This window comes from Phyllobacterium sp. K27 (genome assembly GCF_054796155.1).
In genome coordinates this window covers 463334-481573 of the sequence record NZ_JBTWND010000004.1, presented here as the reverse complement: position 1 = coordinate 481573, position 18240 = coordinate 463334, and the positions used below count along the sequence as shown (strand labels likewise).

General features: G+C 54.6%; 18 protein-coding genes. 4 read left to right on the top strand and 14 right to left on the bottom strand.

Going from position 1 to position 18240, the window contains the following annotated elements; translation table 11 throughout:
* Positions 1-14: 14 nt before the first annotated feature.
* A complete protein-coding gene (locus ACYJL1_RS23800; RefSeq protein WP_460899570.1) occupies positions 15-887 on the top strand; it encodes an IclR family transcriptional regulator in 873 nt (290 codons plus the stop codon).
* 237 nt (positions 888-1124) lie between these two features.
* Positions 1125-2723 carry a BCCT family transporter gene (locus ACYJL1_RS23795; protein WP_460899569.1) on the top strand — a complete coding sequence of 533 codons (1599 nt, stop codon included), beginning with the start codon at positions 1125-1127 and terminating at the stop codon, positions 2721-2723.
* 741 nt (positions 2724-3464) lie between these two features.
* On the opposite strand, the gene ACYJL1_RS23790 is transcribed toward ACYJL1_RS23795, so the two are convergent.
* The 9 genes from ACYJL1_RS23790 to ACYJL1_RS23750 all read right to left on the bottom strand — a co-directional run bounded on the left by ACYJL1_RS23790 (position 3465) and on the right by ACYJL1_RS23750 (position 11650).
* Entirely contained in the window at positions 3465-4367 is a 903-nt protein-coding gene (locus ACYJL1_RS23790; RefSeq protein WP_460899568.1) for a PfkB family carbohydrate kinase, read from the bottom strand.
* Between the two features lie 18 nt (positions 4368-4385).
* A complete protein-coding gene (locus ACYJL1_RS23785; protein ID WP_460899567.1) occupies positions 4386-5036 on the bottom strand; it encodes a TenA family protein in 651 nt (216 codons plus the stop codon).
* A gap of 4 nt (positions 5037-5040) precedes the next feature.
* Positions 5041-5883: a BtpA/SgcQ family protein gene (locus ACYJL1_RS23780; protein ID WP_460899566.1), complete on the bottom strand. Its 843-nt coding sequence runs from the start codon at positions 5881-5883 to the stop codon at positions 5041-5043.
* Positions 5884-5964: 81 nt separating this feature from the next.
* Positions 5965-6732 (bottom strand): glutamine amidotransferase, encoded by a 768-nt coding sequence (locus ACYJL1_RS23775; RefSeq protein ID WP_460899565.1) that lies wholly within the window; start codon positions 6730-6732, stop codon positions 5965-5967.
* Positions 6733-6771: 39 nt separating this feature from the next.
* Positions 6772-7839, bottom strand: coding sequence for a phosphotriesterase family protein (locus ACYJL1_RS23770; RefSeq protein ID WP_460899564.1), 1068 nt, complete (start codon positions 7837-7839; stop codon positions 6772-6774).
* 5 nt (positions 7840-7844) lie between these two features.
* Positions 7845-8843 carry an ABC transporter permease gene (locus ACYJL1_RS23765; protein ID WP_460899563.1) on the bottom strand — a complete coding sequence of 333 codons (999 nt, stop codon included), beginning with the start codon at positions 8841-8843 and terminating at the stop codon, positions 7845-7847.
* Positions 8840-9655, bottom strand: coding sequence for an ATP-binding cassette domain-containing protein (locus tag ACYJL1_RS23760; RefSeq protein ID WP_460899562.1), 816 nt, complete (start codon positions 9653-9655; stop codon positions 8840-8842). The genes ACYJL1_RS23765 and ACYJL1_RS23760 overlap by 4 nt, the downstream gene beginning before the upstream one ends.
* Positions 9652-10602 carry an ABC transporter substrate-binding protein gene (locus ACYJL1_RS23755; RefSeq protein ID WP_460899561.1) on the bottom strand — a complete coding sequence of 317 codons (951 nt, stop codon included), beginning with the start codon at positions 10600-10602 and terminating at the stop codon, positions 9652-9654. The genes ACYJL1_RS23760 and ACYJL1_RS23755 overlap by 4 nt, the downstream gene beginning before the upstream one ends.
* 40 nt (positions 10603-10642) lie before the next feature.
* Positions 10643-11650 carry a LacI family DNA-binding transcriptional regulator gene (locus ACYJL1_RS23750; protein WP_460899560.1) on the bottom strand — a complete coding sequence of 336 codons (1008 nt, stop codon included), beginning with the start codon at positions 11648-11650 and terminating at the stop codon, positions 10643-10645.
* A gap of 189 nt (positions 11651-11839) precedes the next feature.
* Here ACYJL1_RS23750 and ACYJL1_RS23745 point away from each other — a divergent pair, with 189 nt between their 5' ends.
* Both ACYJL1_RS23745 and ACYJL1_RS23740 read left to right on the top strand, forming a co-directional pair.
* Positions 11840-12145, top strand: a complete 306-nt coding sequence (locus ACYJL1_RS23745; RefSeq protein ID WP_460899559.1) for a hypothetical protein — start codon at positions 11840-11842, stop codon at positions 12143-12145.
* Positions 12146-12246: 101 nt separating this feature from the next.
* On the top strand, positions 12247-12489 hold the full coding sequence (locus tag ACYJL1_RS23740) for a type II toxin-antitoxin system prevent-host-death family antitoxin (RefSeq protein ID WP_460899558.1): 243 nt from the start codon (positions 12247-12249) through the stop codon (positions 12487-12489).
* Between the two features lie 808 nt (positions 12490-13297).
* Here the strand turns inward: ACYJL1_RS23740 and ACYJL1_RS23735 are convergent.
* From ACYJL1_RS23735 to ACYJL1_RS23715, 5 genes are all read right to left on the bottom strand, one after another.
* Positions 13298-14113 carry a formylmethanofuran dehydrogenase subunit C gene (locus ACYJL1_RS23735; RefSeq protein ID WP_460899557.1) on the bottom strand — a complete coding sequence of 272 codons (816 nt, stop codon included), beginning with the start codon at positions 14111-14113 and terminating at the stop codon, positions 13298-13300.
* Positions 14110-15018, bottom strand: coding sequence for a formylmethanofuran--tetrahydromethanopterin N-formyltransferase (fhcD, locus tag ACYJL1_RS23730; protein WP_460899556.1), 909 nt, complete (start codon positions 15016-15018; stop codon positions 14110-14112). Before fhcD ends, ACYJL1_RS23735 begins: the two co-directional genes overlap by 4 nt.
* Positions 15006-16640 (bottom strand): formylmethanofuran dehydrogenase subunit A, encoded by a 1635-nt coding sequence (locus ACYJL1_RS23725; RefSeq protein WP_460899555.1) that lies wholly within the window; start codon positions 16638-16640, stop codon positions 15006-15008. The genes fhcD and ACYJL1_RS23725 overlap by 13 nt, the downstream gene beginning before the upstream one ends.
* Positions 16634-17722 (bottom strand): tungsten formylmethanofuran dehydrogenase, encoded by a 1089-nt coding sequence (locus ACYJL1_RS23720; RefSeq protein ID WP_460899554.1) that lies wholly within the window; start codon positions 17720-17722, stop codon positions 16634-16636. The genes ACYJL1_RS23725 and ACYJL1_RS23720 overlap by 7 nt, the downstream gene beginning before the upstream one ends.
* An 83-nt stretch (positions 17723-17805) precedes the next feature.
* Entirely contained in the window at positions 17806-18204 is a 399-nt protein-coding gene (locus tag ACYJL1_RS23715; RefSeq protein WP_460899553.1) for a 4a-hydroxytetrahydrobiopterin dehydratase, read from the bottom strand.
* Between the last annotated feature and the right edge of the window lie 36 nt (positions 18205-18240).

The following is an 18240-nucleotide window of genomic DNA, read 5'->3' as shown; positions in this document are numbered from 1 at the left end:
ATTAGAGATTTTTCATGACCACATTTCGAGATTTGCGCGGTATTTCCAGTTTCGATCCTGATGAAGAAGAAGCTTACAAGGACGATCCATTGTTTCTGCGCTCGGTCGCAAGAACAGTCGCGGTCATGTCGGCGTTTCAAAGTGCGCGTCATCCGTTGTCGCTCAGTCAGGTCGCGGCAGCTGCTGGCATTGATCGGAGCGCTGCGCAACGTATCGTTCATTCACTCCTAAAGCTGGGTATGCTAACCCGAGACCCTGAGAACCGCGGCTACCTGCCGGGCCTGCGCATTCTCGACATGACCCATGATTTGCTGCGGCTCAACCCAATGCTCCAGCGTGCAAACCCTGTCATGCTGGAGCTACGCCGCCGTGTTCGTGAGCGTGTCGATCTTTCGCTCTTTGATGACGTGCGGGTCGTCTATGCCTTGCGCATGCCATCAAAGCATGAAATTTTTAGTGCAACCATTGTTGGACACGCGGTTCCGACCTATTGCACGGCAGGCGGTGTTGCAATCTTGTCGCTTCTTCCTGATGAGAAGATCGCCGACATCGTTAAACGCTCGGATTTGACGCCTTTTACCACCCAGACTATCCGCACTCTTGAAGAAGTCATGGCTCATGTCCGTGCCACTCGTGAGCGCGGGCATTCAGTATTATGCAGACAGCTGTTAAATCATGAAGTGGCAATCGGGGCTCCAATTCTAGATTCGAGCCGTGCCCCGGTCGGTGCAATTCATGTCGCCGGAAGTCTGCAAGAGTGGACAGCCGAGAGTTTTAGCGACAGCTTCGGGCCGCTGGTGCAAAACGCGGCCCAAACAATTTCGGAAAAGTCCCCCGCCGGCTTGGCCAGCCGTGTTATCTCATCGATGAACGGAAATCCTGCTTGACAAGGAACGCGAACGCTTCGGCGGTATGGATAAGCGAGACACTCCGCTTGGACCGCCGCTTTCGACGTACACCCCTGAATTTTGCTGGCCAATCAGCCTCCAATGTCTTGAACTCGGGCCGGAAGGTCGCATTCAGACAATTGACCTTGTCGCTTTTGCGCCACCCTTCGCTGAAAGGTGGAGATTGTCTCTCGCAGGCACTCCGTCTTGTGTGGGCTGGCACAGAGGGAGGGAACTATGTCGGACATTCAAGGAGAATTCGCCGCAACTGATTTGATGGATCATGGGCTTGAGGCCGGGCAGGACAATGTACGTATCCTTGGACTCGACGTTCACAATCCGGTCTTCTTCATTTCAGCAGTGACGATCGTGGCCTTTGTCATCGTCACCTTGATCTTCAGGGAATCGGTAGGGCCGGCGCTGGAAAGCCTGCGAACATGGCTGACCTCTACTTTCGACTGGCTATTTATGATCGCGGCCAATCTGTTCGTGCTGTTCTGCCTGATGATTGTCGTATCACCGCTTGGAAAAGTGCGCATCGGCGGACTGGAGGCGACGCCCGATTACTCCTACGCCGGTTGGCTTTCGATGCTTTTTGCTGCAGGGATGGGCATCGGACTGATGTTTTTCGGCGTTCTGGAACCGATGTACCACTTCAACAATCCCCCGCTTGGCATCGCCCCGCCGGTCGTCGACGGCGCACTGGTGGAAAGCGCGGTCGGGCGAGCCCGTGAAATGGGAATGGCGGCGACCATCTATCATTGGGGTCTGCATCCTTGGGCCATTTATGCGGTTGTCGCGCTTTCGCTGGCGCTGGCCACTTACAACCGGGGCATGCCCTTTTCTATCCGTTCCGCATTCTATCCTATCTTCGGCGAGCGTATCCGCGGCTGGACCGGCCACGTGATCGACATCATGGCGGTCTTTGCGACGCTGTTCGGTCTAGCGACATCGCTCGGCTTTGGCGCATCGCAAGCACTAGCCGGGCTGAACGAGTTGTACGGCGTGCCCAACACCGACACGATGAAAGTGCTACTGATCATAGGCGTAACAGCCCTCGCCCTTGGCTCGGTTGTTGCAGGTCTGGATGCAGGCGTGAAACGACTGTCGGAACTCAACATGGTTCTGGCGGTGCTGTTGCTGCTGTTCGTCATCGTGCTGGGGCCCACGCTCGCCATCGTCACCGGCTTCTTCACCAACACGCTCGACTACGTCAAGAATCTCCCGGCACTCGCCAATTGGATCGGCCGCGGTGACGATGCTTTCGTCCACGGCTGGACGACTTTCTACTGGGCTTGGTGGATTTCCTGGTCGCCATTCGTCGGCATGTTCATCGCCCGTGTTTCGCGCGGTCGCACGGTGCGCGAATTCATTGTCTGCGTGCTGATCATTCCGACGCTGGCGTCGATCCTGTGGATGACGACGTTCGGCGGCACCGCCATGAACCAGTTCCTGGCCGAAGGCTACACGGGCGTGCAGCAGACCGTAGTCGATTACGTGCCGGAGCTGTCGCTGTTCGCCATGCTGGCCGACCTGCCGCTCGCATCTGTGACGTCGTTGATCGGCATCGTTCTGGTGATCGTATTCTTCGTCACGTCGTCGGACTCGGGTTCGCTGGTCATCGACTCCATCACGGCCGGCGGCAAGGTTGACGCGCCGGTTGCCCAGCGGGTTTTCTGGGCAATTTTCGAAGGCCTGGTCGCCATCACATTGTTGCTCGGCGGCGGTCTTGCGGCACTTCAGGCCGGAGCAATCGCGACCGGTTTTCCGTTCGCGATCCTGCTCCTGCTGATGATGTACGCGACATGGAAAGTGCTGCGGACGGAGCCACGTTAAGGGCGAAGCGACACCGGTGAGCCACCCTAGAGTGTTCACCGGTACCTGCACTGCCGGATCGAACGAGGGCGCATGAATGCCTGCCCGCAACAGTTTGACTTGGCGCCATCGGCGGCATGACGCGAAAGGCGTCACGATCAGCTCATGGTCCTGCGTGGTGATGCCGACACGTTTGTCCCGCTGCGGTACGCCGCGTATGATGAGCCTGGCGCAGCTTTGCTATTGGAGGATTCGGGGCTATGTGCCTCCGGATCGGCTGCATTGACGTAACGTGGCTGCCGCTCGCCTGGATGATTTCACATCTACCCGGTCTCTTGCGTCAAGCAATCGTAACTGAAAGATACTCTTACGGGCTCGCCCCATTGGAATGGAGGACTAAATGCAGGGATCCCGTTGAAAAGGTAAGCACAAGCGAGGGGCCGTTCCTATTTCAACATGATCTAAAGATGGAGGCTGAGTCATAATGGGTTTTCAATAAATTGAATTCTCGCTCGCCTGTCTGGTTATTTACCCAGAACCAGAACATGCACGAACGAACACATGTACGGTACATCATCATCCACGTTGACGCCGCTTACATGCAGATCAATCTTATATTCCAACCAATACTCGCGTTCCGAAACGAAACTACTTTTGTCATAGCTGTAAAACATTCTGAACAAATTCCATCACTGTGCTGACCGAGGGTTTTCGAGAATGACGATCCTCTCCTAATCGGCAAGGGACCAATTCAGGCTATCATTACCAGACGTCACCCAGAATTTGATCGAGTTCAGAAGCTGTCGGGAAAGCCGAGCGTGTGCCAATTTTCGATACGGTGATTGCTGCTGCCCGCGCCGCATGTTCGAGAGCTATACCATCCAGCCGTGTCCCGCGTTTCAGGCACGATGCCAAAGCAACAGACATGAAGGTGTCACCAGCGCCGGTTGTGTCAATGACCGCACTGGCCGATGCAGCAACCGAGACAATTTCACGGCTGTTGACCATCATCGCACCCTGGTTTCCCAGTGTCAGAACAACGTTCTGAATACCCTTTTGAAGCAGGTATCGGGCTGCGGCTTCGTCTTGTGCGCCGGTCATGGCCTGCGCTTCTCCGCGATTGAAAAACACGACATCGACAAGGGGCCAGAAATCGGCGAAAAACGATCGCTGCGGCGACGGATTGAAAGCTGTGGTCATGCCAAGCGATTTGGCCAATTTTAGAATCCCGAGAGTTGCCTGATGAGAAAGATTCCCCTGCAGGATCGCAAGATCACCCGGCTCGGCACTTTGCAAAACAGGTGCAACGTGGGAAGCATGCAAATGGCTGGCGGAATCCGACGTCGTAACGATCGCGTTTTCACCATCTGGCAAGCGGAAAATAAGCGAGATGTCGCTTGATATCCCCTTGATCCCGATAAGCTCACTGGTGAGGGGTTCGCCCGAAAGGTGCTGGCGGATCATATCCGCTCTTGAGTCCTGACCCACCGGGGCTACCAATATTGTGGGAATGCCGCAGCGCGCCATTACAATAGCCTGATTGGTCCCCTTCCCTCCCAGATCGTGCCCGCCAACATGCCCGAGGATCGAAGCTCCGGATATCGGAAGTTCATCGACAATAATCGTTTCATCCATGGCAATATTGCCAATTACATAGGCACGCATGCAGTCACATCCTTGAAGTCAGAGATACGGAGCGTCGTGAAAATCAATCTCAAGCTGCATCGCACAACCAAAAGCACTGCTTAGCCGGGCGCAGAATTCTTCCGGAAGTCCCCGTTCGCCGGCCATGTCGAGCTGGTCTTTGAGCCACGTGACCTGATCGGCAAATGTCTGATCCGCATGCATGGCAACCCAGTCCTTCAAAAACGGATCGCTGATGTGACAGGCGGATGCTTCCTTCGACCATGTCCAGTACATCCACTCTGCCGCAAACATTGCTGCGACAATATCGAGAAACTCACCTTCACGGGCGACAGTCAGCATGCCCGAACAGAAGTCTTTTACAGCCGGAATGCCGGTATCAAACGATGCGGGATCAATACCGCGGCTGGCGAAGGTGCGTTCGAAATAGGCCATCTGATCGTTTGCCAGTGCGTCAAGAACAGCGATCAGCCAGCGTTTCTGCGCAAGATTTTGAGCTTTGGCCGCAGCGAATGCAAAAATCGAGATCGCCGTATCGACAAACGTTCCTTCATAGATAAGGTACCGGTCGAATACCGTGTTGCTCAGCGTGTCGTTCTTGATATCTTTGACAAACCGATGATTGACCATCGCCTGCAAGACGCTTGCGTTTTCACGAAGAATACGACCGGACAGACTTTCGAGGGCCATTGTGTCAGCTCTCCAACCCTGCTTGGGCAGCAGACCGGAATGCCTTTACACGGTCTATGTCTACCGGATTCCACCAGACACCGTCATGCTTGAGCGAAGAGGCAACAATGACGCCGTTGGTGCGCCCCAGAATTTCTGCGATATTGTCCTTGGTCACGCCTGAGCCGACGAGCAAAGGAAGGTGGGTGGAGGAACCGATTTTTTCAATTTCCTCCATGGTTGCGCTGTTGCCTGTCCTTTGGCCTGTGGCGATGACACCATCGGCATCGAAAAATGCCAGATCGCGCGTCAGCTCTTCGATTGTACGATCGGCTACAATCGCGTGGCTGCCATGCTTGACGTGGCTGTCGGCAAAGACCTTGATATGCTCGGCCCGCAGCATCGATCGGTACCGCATTGCTTCGGCCGCGCGCCCCTCCATGAAGCCTTCATTTGCCACATATGCGTTGGCCCATTGATTGACCCTGATGAATTTTGCACCGCCCGCCATGGCAATGGCAAATGCTGGAATTGGTGCATTGGCCAGAACATTGATACCAAGAGGCACACCGGCGCTCCGCGCAATACGGTCAGTAACTACGGACATGAATCCTGTTGTTTCAGGCCCGATATCATCGGGTTTGGAAAATGGTATATCGCCATGGTTCTCGATAACCAGCCCGTGCAGACCGCCCTCGATACAGGCTTCGGCATCGCGCATGCAGGCATCATATATCGTGTTCATATCAGCTCCCCTGTATCTGGGAGAGCCGGGAAAGGCCGGGCAATGGATCATTCCGATGAGCACTTTATCGGTACCGAATATTTCCTGCACAGCGTTGGATTCGCGATCCGATATTGCTTGCATGTCATTTTCCTTCCAGATGATTTCAGCGGCATGCATACGGTTGATCCATGCCTTTGTAGCCAGCTTTGATCAGACGCTTCTTCAGCTGCGGGTCATCCAGCCAAGGATGTTCTTCCAAAGCCGGCCATAGCCGTCCCATTCGCAGAATGCAGGTGACAGCCAGTGCGGGCCGATGTCTGATGTCCATGCAGCTGTTCTGCCCTTGCCGAAGCTGCCCAGAACCAGAAGCGGATGTCCGCCCTGATCGTCGGGCAGGCGTGCGATCACTTCAACATCGTCACCTTTGCGAAGTTCAACCTCATTGACACCGAGAAGCACGGGCCATTGGCCACCAAGACCAGACATGACGGGATGATCTGGCAGCTCAATCTTCGGCGTCGTACCTTCCGGTATTTCAATGCGGTCATCGTAGGGAAGGCAGGTGACCGGAAGAACGTCCTCCACCGCGGTACGCCGCCAGCGCGCTTTTCCATCAATCCCCTGGAACGAGAAATACCCACCAACCATCAGGAGTGACCCGCCTTTTTCCACCCATGCCTTGATCAGCTTGAGGCGGTTGGGGACAGTGCGCGAGTGAAGCCAGACATCCGGAGGCAAAAGCAGCGAGTTCGCTCCTATGTCAGACAGAATGATAACGTCGTAGGCATCCAATCCTTCCATTTCAAAGGGGAACTTCTCGACTGCTTCATGTGCTGGCATGTAGGTCAATTCGAATTGGCTATGTGCCAGTGCTTTCACCAGCGGCTCTGCTCCAAGATGAAACGTGACGCTGCCGAACTGATCAAACCCTTTGTAATGTGTTGCAGAACTTACCCAGCTCTCACCAACCAACAGAACTTTCTTTGTCATAGCTTCTCATTCTTTCCTAAAAACGCTGGCAGGATCCACTCAGGATCCTGCGTAAAAAACTGAGCGGGGATTGACTCGCATCATTTGATCGAGAGCCGCTTTATCCAATCCATGGCGTTGCAGCCGTGGAAGAAAATGACGCAGCACATAGGCATAGCCATTGCCGCCATAGTGGCTCAGCATCATCTTCAGGAAGACATCGTGCGAAAGCAGCACCCGGTCGAGATGACCGGCATGTGCCAGGCGAACAATGGCCCGCGCCGCCTCTTCATCGCTTGGGCACTGGACTTGCTGGTCGGCATAAAAATAATCCATGCCGATCATATCGTATTCCAGGAAGGCACCTCGCACAGCGAGTTCGCTCTGATAGGCGAAATCACTATGAGAAGGGTTCATATGGCACAGAACCGTATGCCGCAGATCTGCTCCCTCCTCCTCCACGATATCCAGAACCCGATGGCCCAGCCTGAACCAGCCAGGCAGATGAACCATCAGTGGCAAACCGGTTCGCACCTGTGCCTGGGCAGCGCCGCGAAGTGATTTCTCCTCTTCGGCGGTAAAATCGGACGAAACGCCGATTTCACCAATCAGCCCAATCCTGACATCAGTGCCATCAACTCCCTGTATTGCCTCGCGGACAATTTCCGTCGCTATATCCTCGACGCTCATCGTGGACACTGCGACCGGGTGTGACGAGCCGAGATAGTATCCAGCTCCCATCACGACGTTGAGGCCGGATGCCTTGGCAATACGCCTCAGAGCAAGCGGGTTCCGTCCAATGCCTCGGCAGGTCGGTTCCACCACCGTTTGCCCGCCCTCCATGGCAAAGGCTTTCAACTCCGTTACCGCCAGCGGTTCATCGTCCAGCGTGATGTTGTGCTTGTTGACAAATGGGTCCTGCTTGAGCTCGCCCAGCATTTCCATACAGACAAAACCGCCGGCGAGGTATTGGCGCTCCGGCGTCTTGGGCGCATGCCACCAGCAGCGGCAATCATTCAGAATATGCTCATGCATCAACGTGATGCCAAGCTGATCTGATGCGATCGGTCCATTGACGCTCATTACTTTGCCGGAGCGGACATGAGCTTCCGAGAGTTCATTCTCCATGGAGTTCACCCTTTCCTGCCGAAGCGGAAATTTGCGGTGAATATCCGGGTGTTCAGCCAGATGGCGACCAGGATGATGGCACCGGTAACGATCTGCGTGAAAAATGGCGAGATATGCATCAGGATCAGTCCATTGCCGATGACTGCAATGGTAAGCGTACCAAGCACTGTCCCGACGATTGTTCCACGTCCTCCCATAAGAGAGGTACCACCCAGCACCACAGCGGCGATAACTTGAAGCTCAAAGCCGACAGCTGCATTGGATGATCCAGAACCCAACCGTGCCGCGATAAGCAAACCCGCCAGAGCACATGCCACCCCGGAAATGATATAAACGGACGCGATGATCCATTTGGCAGGCATGCCAACCCGGCGTGCAGCTTCCATATTCGAACCGACAGCGACAACCTGACGTCCATATTTTGTCGATCTTATTGCCACATATCCCAGCAAGGACACGATCACGGCAATAATTGCAGGGACTGGAAAGCCTGCGACGACACCGCGTCCCAAGGCAAAGAAACCCGGTGCGTCCTGGATGGGGATCGAATAGCCTTGCGTGAGATAAAGCGCAAAACCCCGAAGGATGGACAGGCCCGCCAGTGTAACGATAAAGGCCGGGATACCCTGATAGGCAATGAACCAGCCTTGCGCAAAGCCGAGTCCGCCGCCCAGAATGATCATCGCAACCACCACGAATGGCCAGGGAAACCCCATCGCCATCACAACAGCTGCAACCGCATTGATCAGCGCAACCTGAGAACCGACAGAAAGATCAATCCCGCCCGTGATAATCACGAAGGTCATGGCAATGGCAACAATCAGGATCGGTGCGGCCTGCCGGACGATATTGAGGATGTTCCCGGAAGTGAGGAAGGTCTCGCTGCCGATTGAAAAGAATATCATGCAGACGGCGAAGAAAATGGTGATCGAAAGAACCTGTGCATGTTCGCCGAAGAAATCTGCAATGCGCGATCCCTGGCCGCGCTCGGTATAAACAGTCATTGTCTGGCTCCCTCACCGACAATCAGCCTCACGAGATCTTCAAGGTTGGTGCCGCCAATCTGCCGCTCGGCGACCTTCGTGCCTTCGTACATGACGGCAATCCGGTCACAGACCCGGAAGAGGTCCTGAAGGCGATGCGTAATGAGAACAACCGAGACACCTTGAGCTTTGACCCGGTTGATCAATGCCAGCACAGCTTCCACCTCTGCAACGGCAAGTGCTGATGTGGGCTCATCCATTATCAGGACTTTTGGCTTGAACGAAGCGGCGCGGGCAATGGCAATAGCCTGACGCTGGCCACCCGACAGTTGGGCAACTTTACCTGTAAGTTTCGGAATTCTGATTTCCAGCGAATCCAGCATTGCACGCGCTTCGGTCAGCATCTTTTTACTGTCCAGAAACATGCCCTTACTGAGTTCACGGCCCAGAAAAAGATTGCCGACAACATCGATCTGATCACAAAGGCTCAGATCCTGAAACACCATTTCGATATGTCTGTTTCGGGCATCGGCGGGGCCCGACAGGCGCACCTCCTCGCCTTCTATTACCATCGTCCCACCGTCGGGAATGTAGGTTCCAGAGATGATTTTAGTCAGTGTGGATTTGCCTGCAGCGTTGTCACCCACCAAGCCCAGACATTCACCGGGAAAGATGTCGAGGTCCACACCGCGAAGGGCTTGATGCGAGCCGAAGGATTTGCGAATTCCACGCAGGGAGATACGCGGTTTCGTTCTGCCTTGTTTGTCATCTCCGGGGGAAGTTATCCCCCCGGAATGCGTTGCAGCAGATAGTTGCTGGCCGTTCTGGTTCATTTGAAAACGGCCCGGTAGGGGTCGACATTGGCTTTTGTCACGATGGTGATCGGCACTGAAATGTTCTGATCAACAGCCTGACCTGCAGCCACTTTCTGCAAAGCGTCCACGGCGGCCGCCCCCATGGCCGACGGGTCCTGCTGGATGACGGCAGCTACAAATCCTGCATCAATGCCTGCAATGGCCTCCGCAGTCAGATCCCAACCGAAAACCTTGATCGTGTCCTGTTTGCCCTGACTTTGAACAGCAGCGATCGCACCCATCAGCGCTGGTTCCCCGGTCGCATAGATTGCTGTCAGGTCAGGATTGCCGGTAATAAGATTTTCAGCAGCAGAAAGCGCGTTATCCTGAACATTCTGGCCGTCAACGACGCCTGCAAGTTCAATGCCATCCACGCCTTTGATCGTCTTTTCAAAGCCCTCCTGGCGGACATTTTGAATGTAGGAGTTCAAAGCACCGACGACACCGATCTTCGCCTTTCCGCCCATATTTGTTTTGACGTAGTCGAGAAAGAATTTGCCCATATCGGCGCCAGCCGTCGCATTGTCTACGCCGATCTGGGCTTTTTGCGGCCCCGCTGGCAGGATGGCATCGATAGCGACAACCGGTATACCGGCATCCGCCGCCTGCTTGACCGCCGGCATCAGCCCGTTCACGTCAATTGCAACAACGGCCAGACCTGAAACCTTTTCCTGAATATAGGTTTCAATGGCGCTGTTTTGGGCCGTAGGCTCATTGTTGGAATTGAAAATCACCAGCTTCACACCAGCAGCATCAGCCGCTTTCTGAGCACCCTCGTTCATCTGGTTGAAGAAAAGCGCCTGCTGGTTGATTTGAACCAGAGCGATTGTCTTTTTTTCCTGCGCCACCGCGGTTGAATGGCCACAGCTCAACGCGGTGAAACCAGCCAGTACGATCATCATTCTTCTAGTTAGATTCAAAGTCATGTTCTCATCCTCTGTTTGTTTTCTTACCGTCGCTTGGTGTTTATTTCGCTGGCGGAGCAACGGAGTTCCGCACCACGATTTCGACAGGCAAAAGTTCCTCCGAAGCAGAGGAGTTCCACTCTTGCCAGTTGGTTTCCAGAAGTAGTTCAAGTGCCCGACTGCCAAGTCGCCGGACAGGCTGGCGGATGACCGTCAGTGGAGGTGCGAAAAGATGTAAAGGCCCGACATCATCGAACCCGATCATCGACACATCATCAGGAACCGAGACCCCCTTGTCCTTGAAGACCTCAAGCATACCGATGGCGATTTCATCGGAGCTGGCAAAAATCGCCGTGGCTTCATGGCGTTCTTCAAGGAACCGCAGAGCAGCCTGCCGTCCATAATTGATTGTGTATTCGCCGGCATAACGATCAACACGGGTCAACCCGGCACTGTGCTCACGAAGAGCCTGCACCACCCCATCATAACGGCGGCGTGCACTGATCATGCGCTCATCTCCCCCGACAAACAGAACATGCCGATGCCCATGGCCAGCCAGATGCAGACCGGCAAGATATCCACCATGAACGTTGTCACAAAAAAGTTTTGGCACTTTCGAGCCCGGGACGTCTTCGTCGACGACGATGACTTTGCCGGAGCGATTGATCAGATTGGCAAGCGCCCCGTCGTCGGGATGGTTTGTAATGAAAATCAGGCCATCGACGTGGTTGCGCTCGATGAGCTGGAGATACTCAACTTCGCGTCCTGCCCGGTTGAGCGTTGCGTGCAGTGAGACAGCCAGTTTTTTCTCGTCAGCCGCCTGCTCGACCGCGGTAACCAGTGTCGAGAAGAAGGGATTGGCGATTTCCGGGACGACCAGGCCAATCGTGTCCGAGCGTCCCATGCTCAACCGGCGCGCATGAGGATTGGGAATATATTTGAGCGTGGCAATCGCATCTTCGATACGCTTCTTGGTGTTATAGGGCAGATCAAGGCTGCCGTTCACGAAGCGTGAGATGGTTGTCACCGATACGCCCGCAGCGGCGGCCACATCTTTCAAACCTGGCATCGCTCTTTTGACCAAAGTTCAACCCCGTTTTTGTAAAGCGGTTTAGTAAACCGATTTACAAAAACAATATTACTTTCTGCCAAATGTCAATTGCGCAATTTTATAACCGCAGATTGTGAAAAAGTCTGGGTTGACGGCTTCTAACGGTGAGGCAACACTTAAGCTCCGTAGCAATACAAGAGGAAAACGATGGACGAGCCAAACCGCTGGCGCCAAATGGCGAGCGCGCCGAAAGACGGCAGTCGAATCCTTGTAACGATCCGCCCATCCGAACAGGGGCCGGCAGAAGTTGATCTTGCTTATTGGTCTAATGGCGACCAGTTCGGTGCCGAAGGCTGGCGCGCCTCTGATTCCTCACCCGGCCGCATCATCGAATATGCCGAGCCGGAGTTGAAGTGCTGGATGCCGATGCCATCGGCTAATTTGGACCGCACTTCCATGCCGCAACCCTGGGAAGGCGACGACGCCAGGCAGCTCGACGGTTCAGGAATTTAGGAACTCGTGTCGTTGTGAAAACGCGTTACCGCAAGACGGCCACCATGCAGAATATTAAGAATTTCTGTATATTCTTGTTATTCTAAGCGATGGAGGATGCGATGCGAGAGTTCGCAGCAGGAGACTTCACCCGGAATACAGGCGATCTATTCGAGGCTGCAACCGTCGCTCCGGTTGCCATAACCAAGCATCGCAAGCTTCGTTATATCATCATGTCGATGGAGCGCTACGAGGCGCTTACCGGAAGTGCAAATCATCAGATTGCTATTGATGTAGCTGAGATGCCAGAGGAACTTGGCAAGCTCTGGGATAAGGGGGCAGAGGACTATTTCCGTGACCGCTGATTTCCCGAAGGCTGGTCAAGTCATTGAATACCACTATCTCTGGCGGTGGCAGGCTGACCGCGGTGAAACGGAAGGCCCTGCTGGTGGTGAAAGACCATGCCGGAAGCCATGTACTGTTTCTTGCGCCGATCACGAGCAAAGAGCCTGCGAAGATTGATCGAGAATTTTGAATTGGCGAAGGGCGGCATCGTTGCCCGTCCTGATCATTGCACGCCTCTTTTTCCGGAACTCCTTGATAAATGAGGCATTCTTATAGCGCCTGTGCAAAACCGGCAGTTATGAGAAAATGTTCCTTTGAAAATGCTAACAATAGGTTGATTTTCCACCGAATCCGATTGGTTCCTGGAACGCTACAATCTCTGATCTTCAAGAACTCAAGAGTTCGTTCTACTCATTTGGATCCTTCGTCAGATATGAGATCGAATTCGAGCAAATGGATCTCCAGGGATGTCAAAAACCGCATGGAAGCACGGGCCGCACCTGTCTCTACGGCAACGTTGACGCAACAATGATGCGACGTCACCCATTCACTAGTACAAGGAATTTGCTTCCCCGTCAGGACCAACAGAAATAGGCATCCAATGGGTGATTTTCCCATGCCCTTTCGAGCGCTTATGAAGCTCCCCACCCGACTTTTGATCGTCGTACATCGGTATTACCCATATATCGCAATATATTGAATCGGTTGCGCGGAATCCCGTGCCATCATCGCGCATAATCCAAAGATCGACGGCAGTTCCATCAGTCGGCGCCGTCTCTATAGGTCTCCATTGACTCATACCCCCATCCTTCGCTCCTCTGCAGTGCCCTAAAGTTTCCTGCGGAACAGAATCTCGCCCTTGCCCAAAACCGCGTTGTCGCCGCCATATTTGCCCGGTCTATCCCCCAGCAATGGCTGATTCATAATTTTCTCACTCATGAGAAACCGGTCAAACAGGCTGGAGAAGGCAATGTCCGGTTCTCCGCATGGCACGAAGGTCGGCGAAAGCTCCGTCGGGTGGCGGTCGAACAGAAGAGAACCGCGTTTCATCAAATAGCCAGGAGCAGCCCCGACACGTCCGGCAATGGCAATTGTTCCGGCAATCATACGGCATCCGGCATAGCCACCGCAGCCTTTACCTATTGCGATGATACCGCGCCGCAGACGGTCACCCGCGTAATCCGATGCCTTGCCGCGCACGATCAGCAATCCGCCACTCATTCCGATCATTTCGCCTGCAAGGGGTCCACCCAGATAGCTTCCCGTATTCCCCTTGATCTCAATGCGGCCATCAATCATGCCTGAACCTGCATGGTCGTCAGTACTACCCTGGACGATCAGTGAGCCTCCCAACATTCTCCTGCCCACCTGCGTGCCGACATTACCATCAACATGGATCGATCCTCCTGTCAGCCCCGCTCCAACCCGATCGAAACGTTTGGTGCTTCCTTCAAAGACAATCGAATGTAAATCAGCGCCTGAAACCTTGAATACATCGCCGACCGTAACGGGGTGAGAGCTGGTTCCAATTCGCAGTCGCGCAATTTGAACCTGTGAAAGTCCGGCAAGCCTTGCCGGTGTGAGGGGTGAAAGGTCAAGACGCTCTTCCGGTTCGCAGAGCATCGAGAAGGTAAGCGCTTTCATGGCAGCAAATCCTTCAGATGATAATGAAATTTCCCAAGCTTGCCGCCGTAATTTCCAGCACTGATCCGAACAGCGCCCTTTTTCGGGCCAAGGGAAATGACGGCTTTTATGCCGGCCCGCATAGCGGCCGCAACAGTCTCATCCGTTTCACCGTCGATAACGACTTCCAGAACCGAATTGATCCCGGGCGTGAGTGCACTGTCGACGACACCGCGCAATGTCGGGGCAAAGGCTTCATTGGTCGAGGCCATCACACCCTTATACTTACCACCAACCTTGGAGCCGGATCGGACAACGCCGCCTGGAAATGGCATGATCACCCCGGGGATTTTCGCAATAGCTGCCACGGCATGTTCGGCCGCATTCAGCGCCTTGTCGCTGTCGGCAGCCAGAAACAGTAAATTACCACCCCCGACTGCAAGCTTGCTGAGACCTGTTGTGGCTTCGCAGAGAAACTCTCCATCCATGACCGGCACACGCCAATAGTGTTTTCCGCCAAATTTCTTCGATATCTGCCAACCATCACCGAAATACCGCAACGCATTGCCGAGATTGAGCGACGCCGTGCCTTCAAGATCGGCGAAACAGGCGCTGCCAGGTGAGGTCAGCACGCATTGGCCGAGACGGTTTTTCAACTGTCTTTGCAATTCATCCGTTCCCATGGCGAAAATCATCACCCGGCAGCCGGGGCGGCCGTCAGGCGTTTGCGACGCTGGCAACTCCACATCGATGGCTGCCTCGCAACCGCACCCGATTACCGAAGTTGCAAAGCCGGTCATGGTGATGGCCGCCTGCCGTGCCCATTTCAGCGAGGGCGCGGTAATGATGATGGCGGTGGCACGCATGCTGAAGGCTTCGGCAAATGTATCGTCAATCAGAACACCGTTGCGGATCAGCTGTTGCATGGAACCTCTCCGAATGGTTCGTCCCTCTGGATGGAGGAGTCAGGAAAAGTGAACCAATCAAGCGGCAGGCCATAGCGCTCCTCGTGGTAAGCCTTCATGCGTTTCACGATTGCCTTATCCGGCGGGGGATTGAGCCGCAGAGTCTTGCCCCAACGATAATTTGTTACTTTTCCGTTCTTGACCACAAGGTCGCCGTTCTTGAACACCAGTGCTGCTTCCCGGAACATTTTGGCGACGTCCCTGCCCTTGCGGTAGACGGCGATATCTGCGATCGCGCCGGCGCCAAGATGACCTCGATCTTTCAGGCCCAGCAGTTTGGCTGGTGCAGCGCGTGTCATTATGGCAATCTCATCGAATGTGTATTCCCGCCGGATTGTTGCGAGTGTCGTTAATTCCAGCGCGCTTGCATTCAGCTTTGAGGATTGCTCATCACGGGCTGCACTGCTCATCAGTAGCTCGAACAGTTCCGGATAGGCTGTGAAGGGAGCACCGTTTGGATGGTCCGTGGTAAAAAATACCCGCCAAGGGTCATTGATCAGCAGAAAGAGTTCAAGACCGATGGCCCATTGCAACGAGCCGTAATAATCCTGCTTGTAGCGATAGGGAACAATTCCACCACCGCCATTGCCATCCCCATCGAAAATGACGAACTTCTTCGGGCTCGCATTGCCAATGGCTGAAAACTGCCGCATGACATCGGACGATATGGTGACGGTCTGCCCGAACATGACCTGCCCAATGTCAATTGTAACGTCGCGATTGCCATTGACGGCCGCGGCCAGGCGTGACGCTTCCGATGAAAATTTCCGCTTCCCTTCGGTCCCGTAGCTGTAGAATTGCAAATGGGCCAGATGAAGCGGCACGCCTTCGCTGGCTTCAATGGTCGCTGCCGCCGTATCGGCACTCCCCGCAATGCCCAGATTATTGGCGTGCACATGCAGCGGATGGGGAATGCCCAGACGCGTTACCGAAGCTTGGAGCGATTTGACAATCTTGCGTGAAGTCACACCATATTCGGGGACCTCATCGTCCAGGGAAAACGATCTGACATTCTCCTTGAAGGCCGCGGCGGCTCCGGCATTTATGACCTTTACCCCCAGAGCGCGGCTGGAGCCGACAACCCAGGCCACATAATCATCCAGCATTGCCGATGATGTGCTGTCCCGGAGCAGTGAAAGACTGAAATCATCATTTCCGAGTATTGCCAGTGTCGCCTTGTCTATGATGGGAATATCGGCGAGCTCAAGATGCGTATGCAGCGCTGAAGAAGGTGCCATCGCAGGCTCAACGACCGTCGTAAATCCCATCTGCGCATAAAGGCAGCCAGTTCGAAACGTCGACCATCCGGCATTGGAAAGCGGCGTGTTGGCCGGCCGCCTCTGATGTGCGGCGTGATGTTCTGGCAAAAGCAGCCGGGCAGTATTCACATTGCCGCCACCGATATGCGAATGAATGTCTATGGCTCCCGCCATGACAATGCATTGCGAGACATCGTGCGTTTGATCTGCAGCTTCACCCAGCGGCGCATCGATCAACAGCCCGTCCCTGATCCAGATATCCCGTTTGCGGGTTTGTCCGTTTACGGGATCGATAACTTCCCCACCTGCCAGTTTAATCAGCATACAAGAGCCTTTCGCCCTGGCAGAGCCACAGCCAATTGTCTGACAACACTGGACAGGCTGGGCAATTGCGATGGCTCAGCGGCTTGCACCGCGCGGAACGTGCCGATCCTGCTGGAATAACAAACTCCGTCATGATCGAGTCCGGCCTGACCAACAGCGATTGTCACCGCTGTACCCTGCACCGGGACCGCCGTTCTCTCCAGTGAGATCAAAGGCAATCGCGAGCCTTTGGAAGGCGGTTGACCACCTCTCGTGGACATCCAGACATGAAGATCGGGCTCCTTGTCCCGGATCATGCGCTGAATGTCCCATCTTACGGGGTCATAGCTTGGGAGGCTATCGGTGAAGCCTGTTCTGGGTGGAAATCCCGTCATCCATAATGATGTCAACGCCGTTCCCCAGGCAGCATCATCAGCGGGCAGAAACACACTGCCGGCACGGCCTTTCCTGTTCAGGTCTGCAATCATATCCTGCAGCATGATCAGGTCAGGTATCTGCCCCGATGCACCAGAGAAAACGAAAACCGGGAACCGGGCTGCCGAAAGACTTTTCAGCAGCCGGTCAATGTTCGTCAGGGAGGAGAGTGTCTGTCGTCCCTGCAGGGTCGCGCGCAAAACACCAAGGACATTACCCAGAGAAAGGCCATCTCCGCTGACCTGCACTGGCTTCACCGCCAGTTTCGGCCCGCCGGAATATTCACGGCCGCGAATGTGAAACCAGCCGCGTTTTTTTGGTTTATCCGAACGGGGTTGCGAACTTGCCCAATCCAGCAAAAGCCCGCCATGGTGCGGAGGAATATCGCCCACGAGCACGATAACGTCCGAACGGTTGCGCGCCTCGCCTGCCGTGGTAAACATGCCACCGTGATCCGTGAACAGAGCAATTTCCCTTGACAGGGTCTGGCCCAGAGGATGGTCATAGGGAGCGCCGACACGCTCGGCCAGCGCAATTGCGCTGCGTGTGCCGTGTACATCAGCATCAATGGTAAAAACCGGACAGCGGCTGGCTTTCAGAAGACCGCCAGCCTTCTGAACAGCATCCATCAATGATACCGGCTGGCTGCCAATCCATGCAACCGACATGTTCCGCTACTTTCTGGTGCCTAGCTAAAACCTTATCTGGTTTTTTGCGAATGTGAACCCTGCCTGTACAGAAAATCTGCGAATTAGTCGTACTTGACATAGGCAAAGCGCTGATCGGCAGGAGGCGTGCCTTCAAGGGCTCCCCCTTCCTTGCCTGGTTGCCATTGCACAACCGCCTCGATCTTCATCGCAAGTTCAAAATCCTTGTCGGTGATGCCCTTGGCCTCGTGATTTTGTAAAAGCACTTCAACCCAGGCATAGGACGCCTTCAGATCGGGGTGATGCCAGGCGGCTTCTGCAAGATGGCCAACTGCATTGATCACCATGAGCGTGGATTTCCAGCTATGAGTCTTATACTTTCTGCGTATCCAACCGTTCTCGTAACGCCAGCGCGGCAGATCCCTTGCAAGGCGCGCCATAATCTCGCTTTCGGAATAAACTGTTTCCCTGGGCCCTAGACTGTCTGTTTCTTTCGCCATCATCGATCCTCCCGATTGTTCGTTCAACACTCTTGCGCC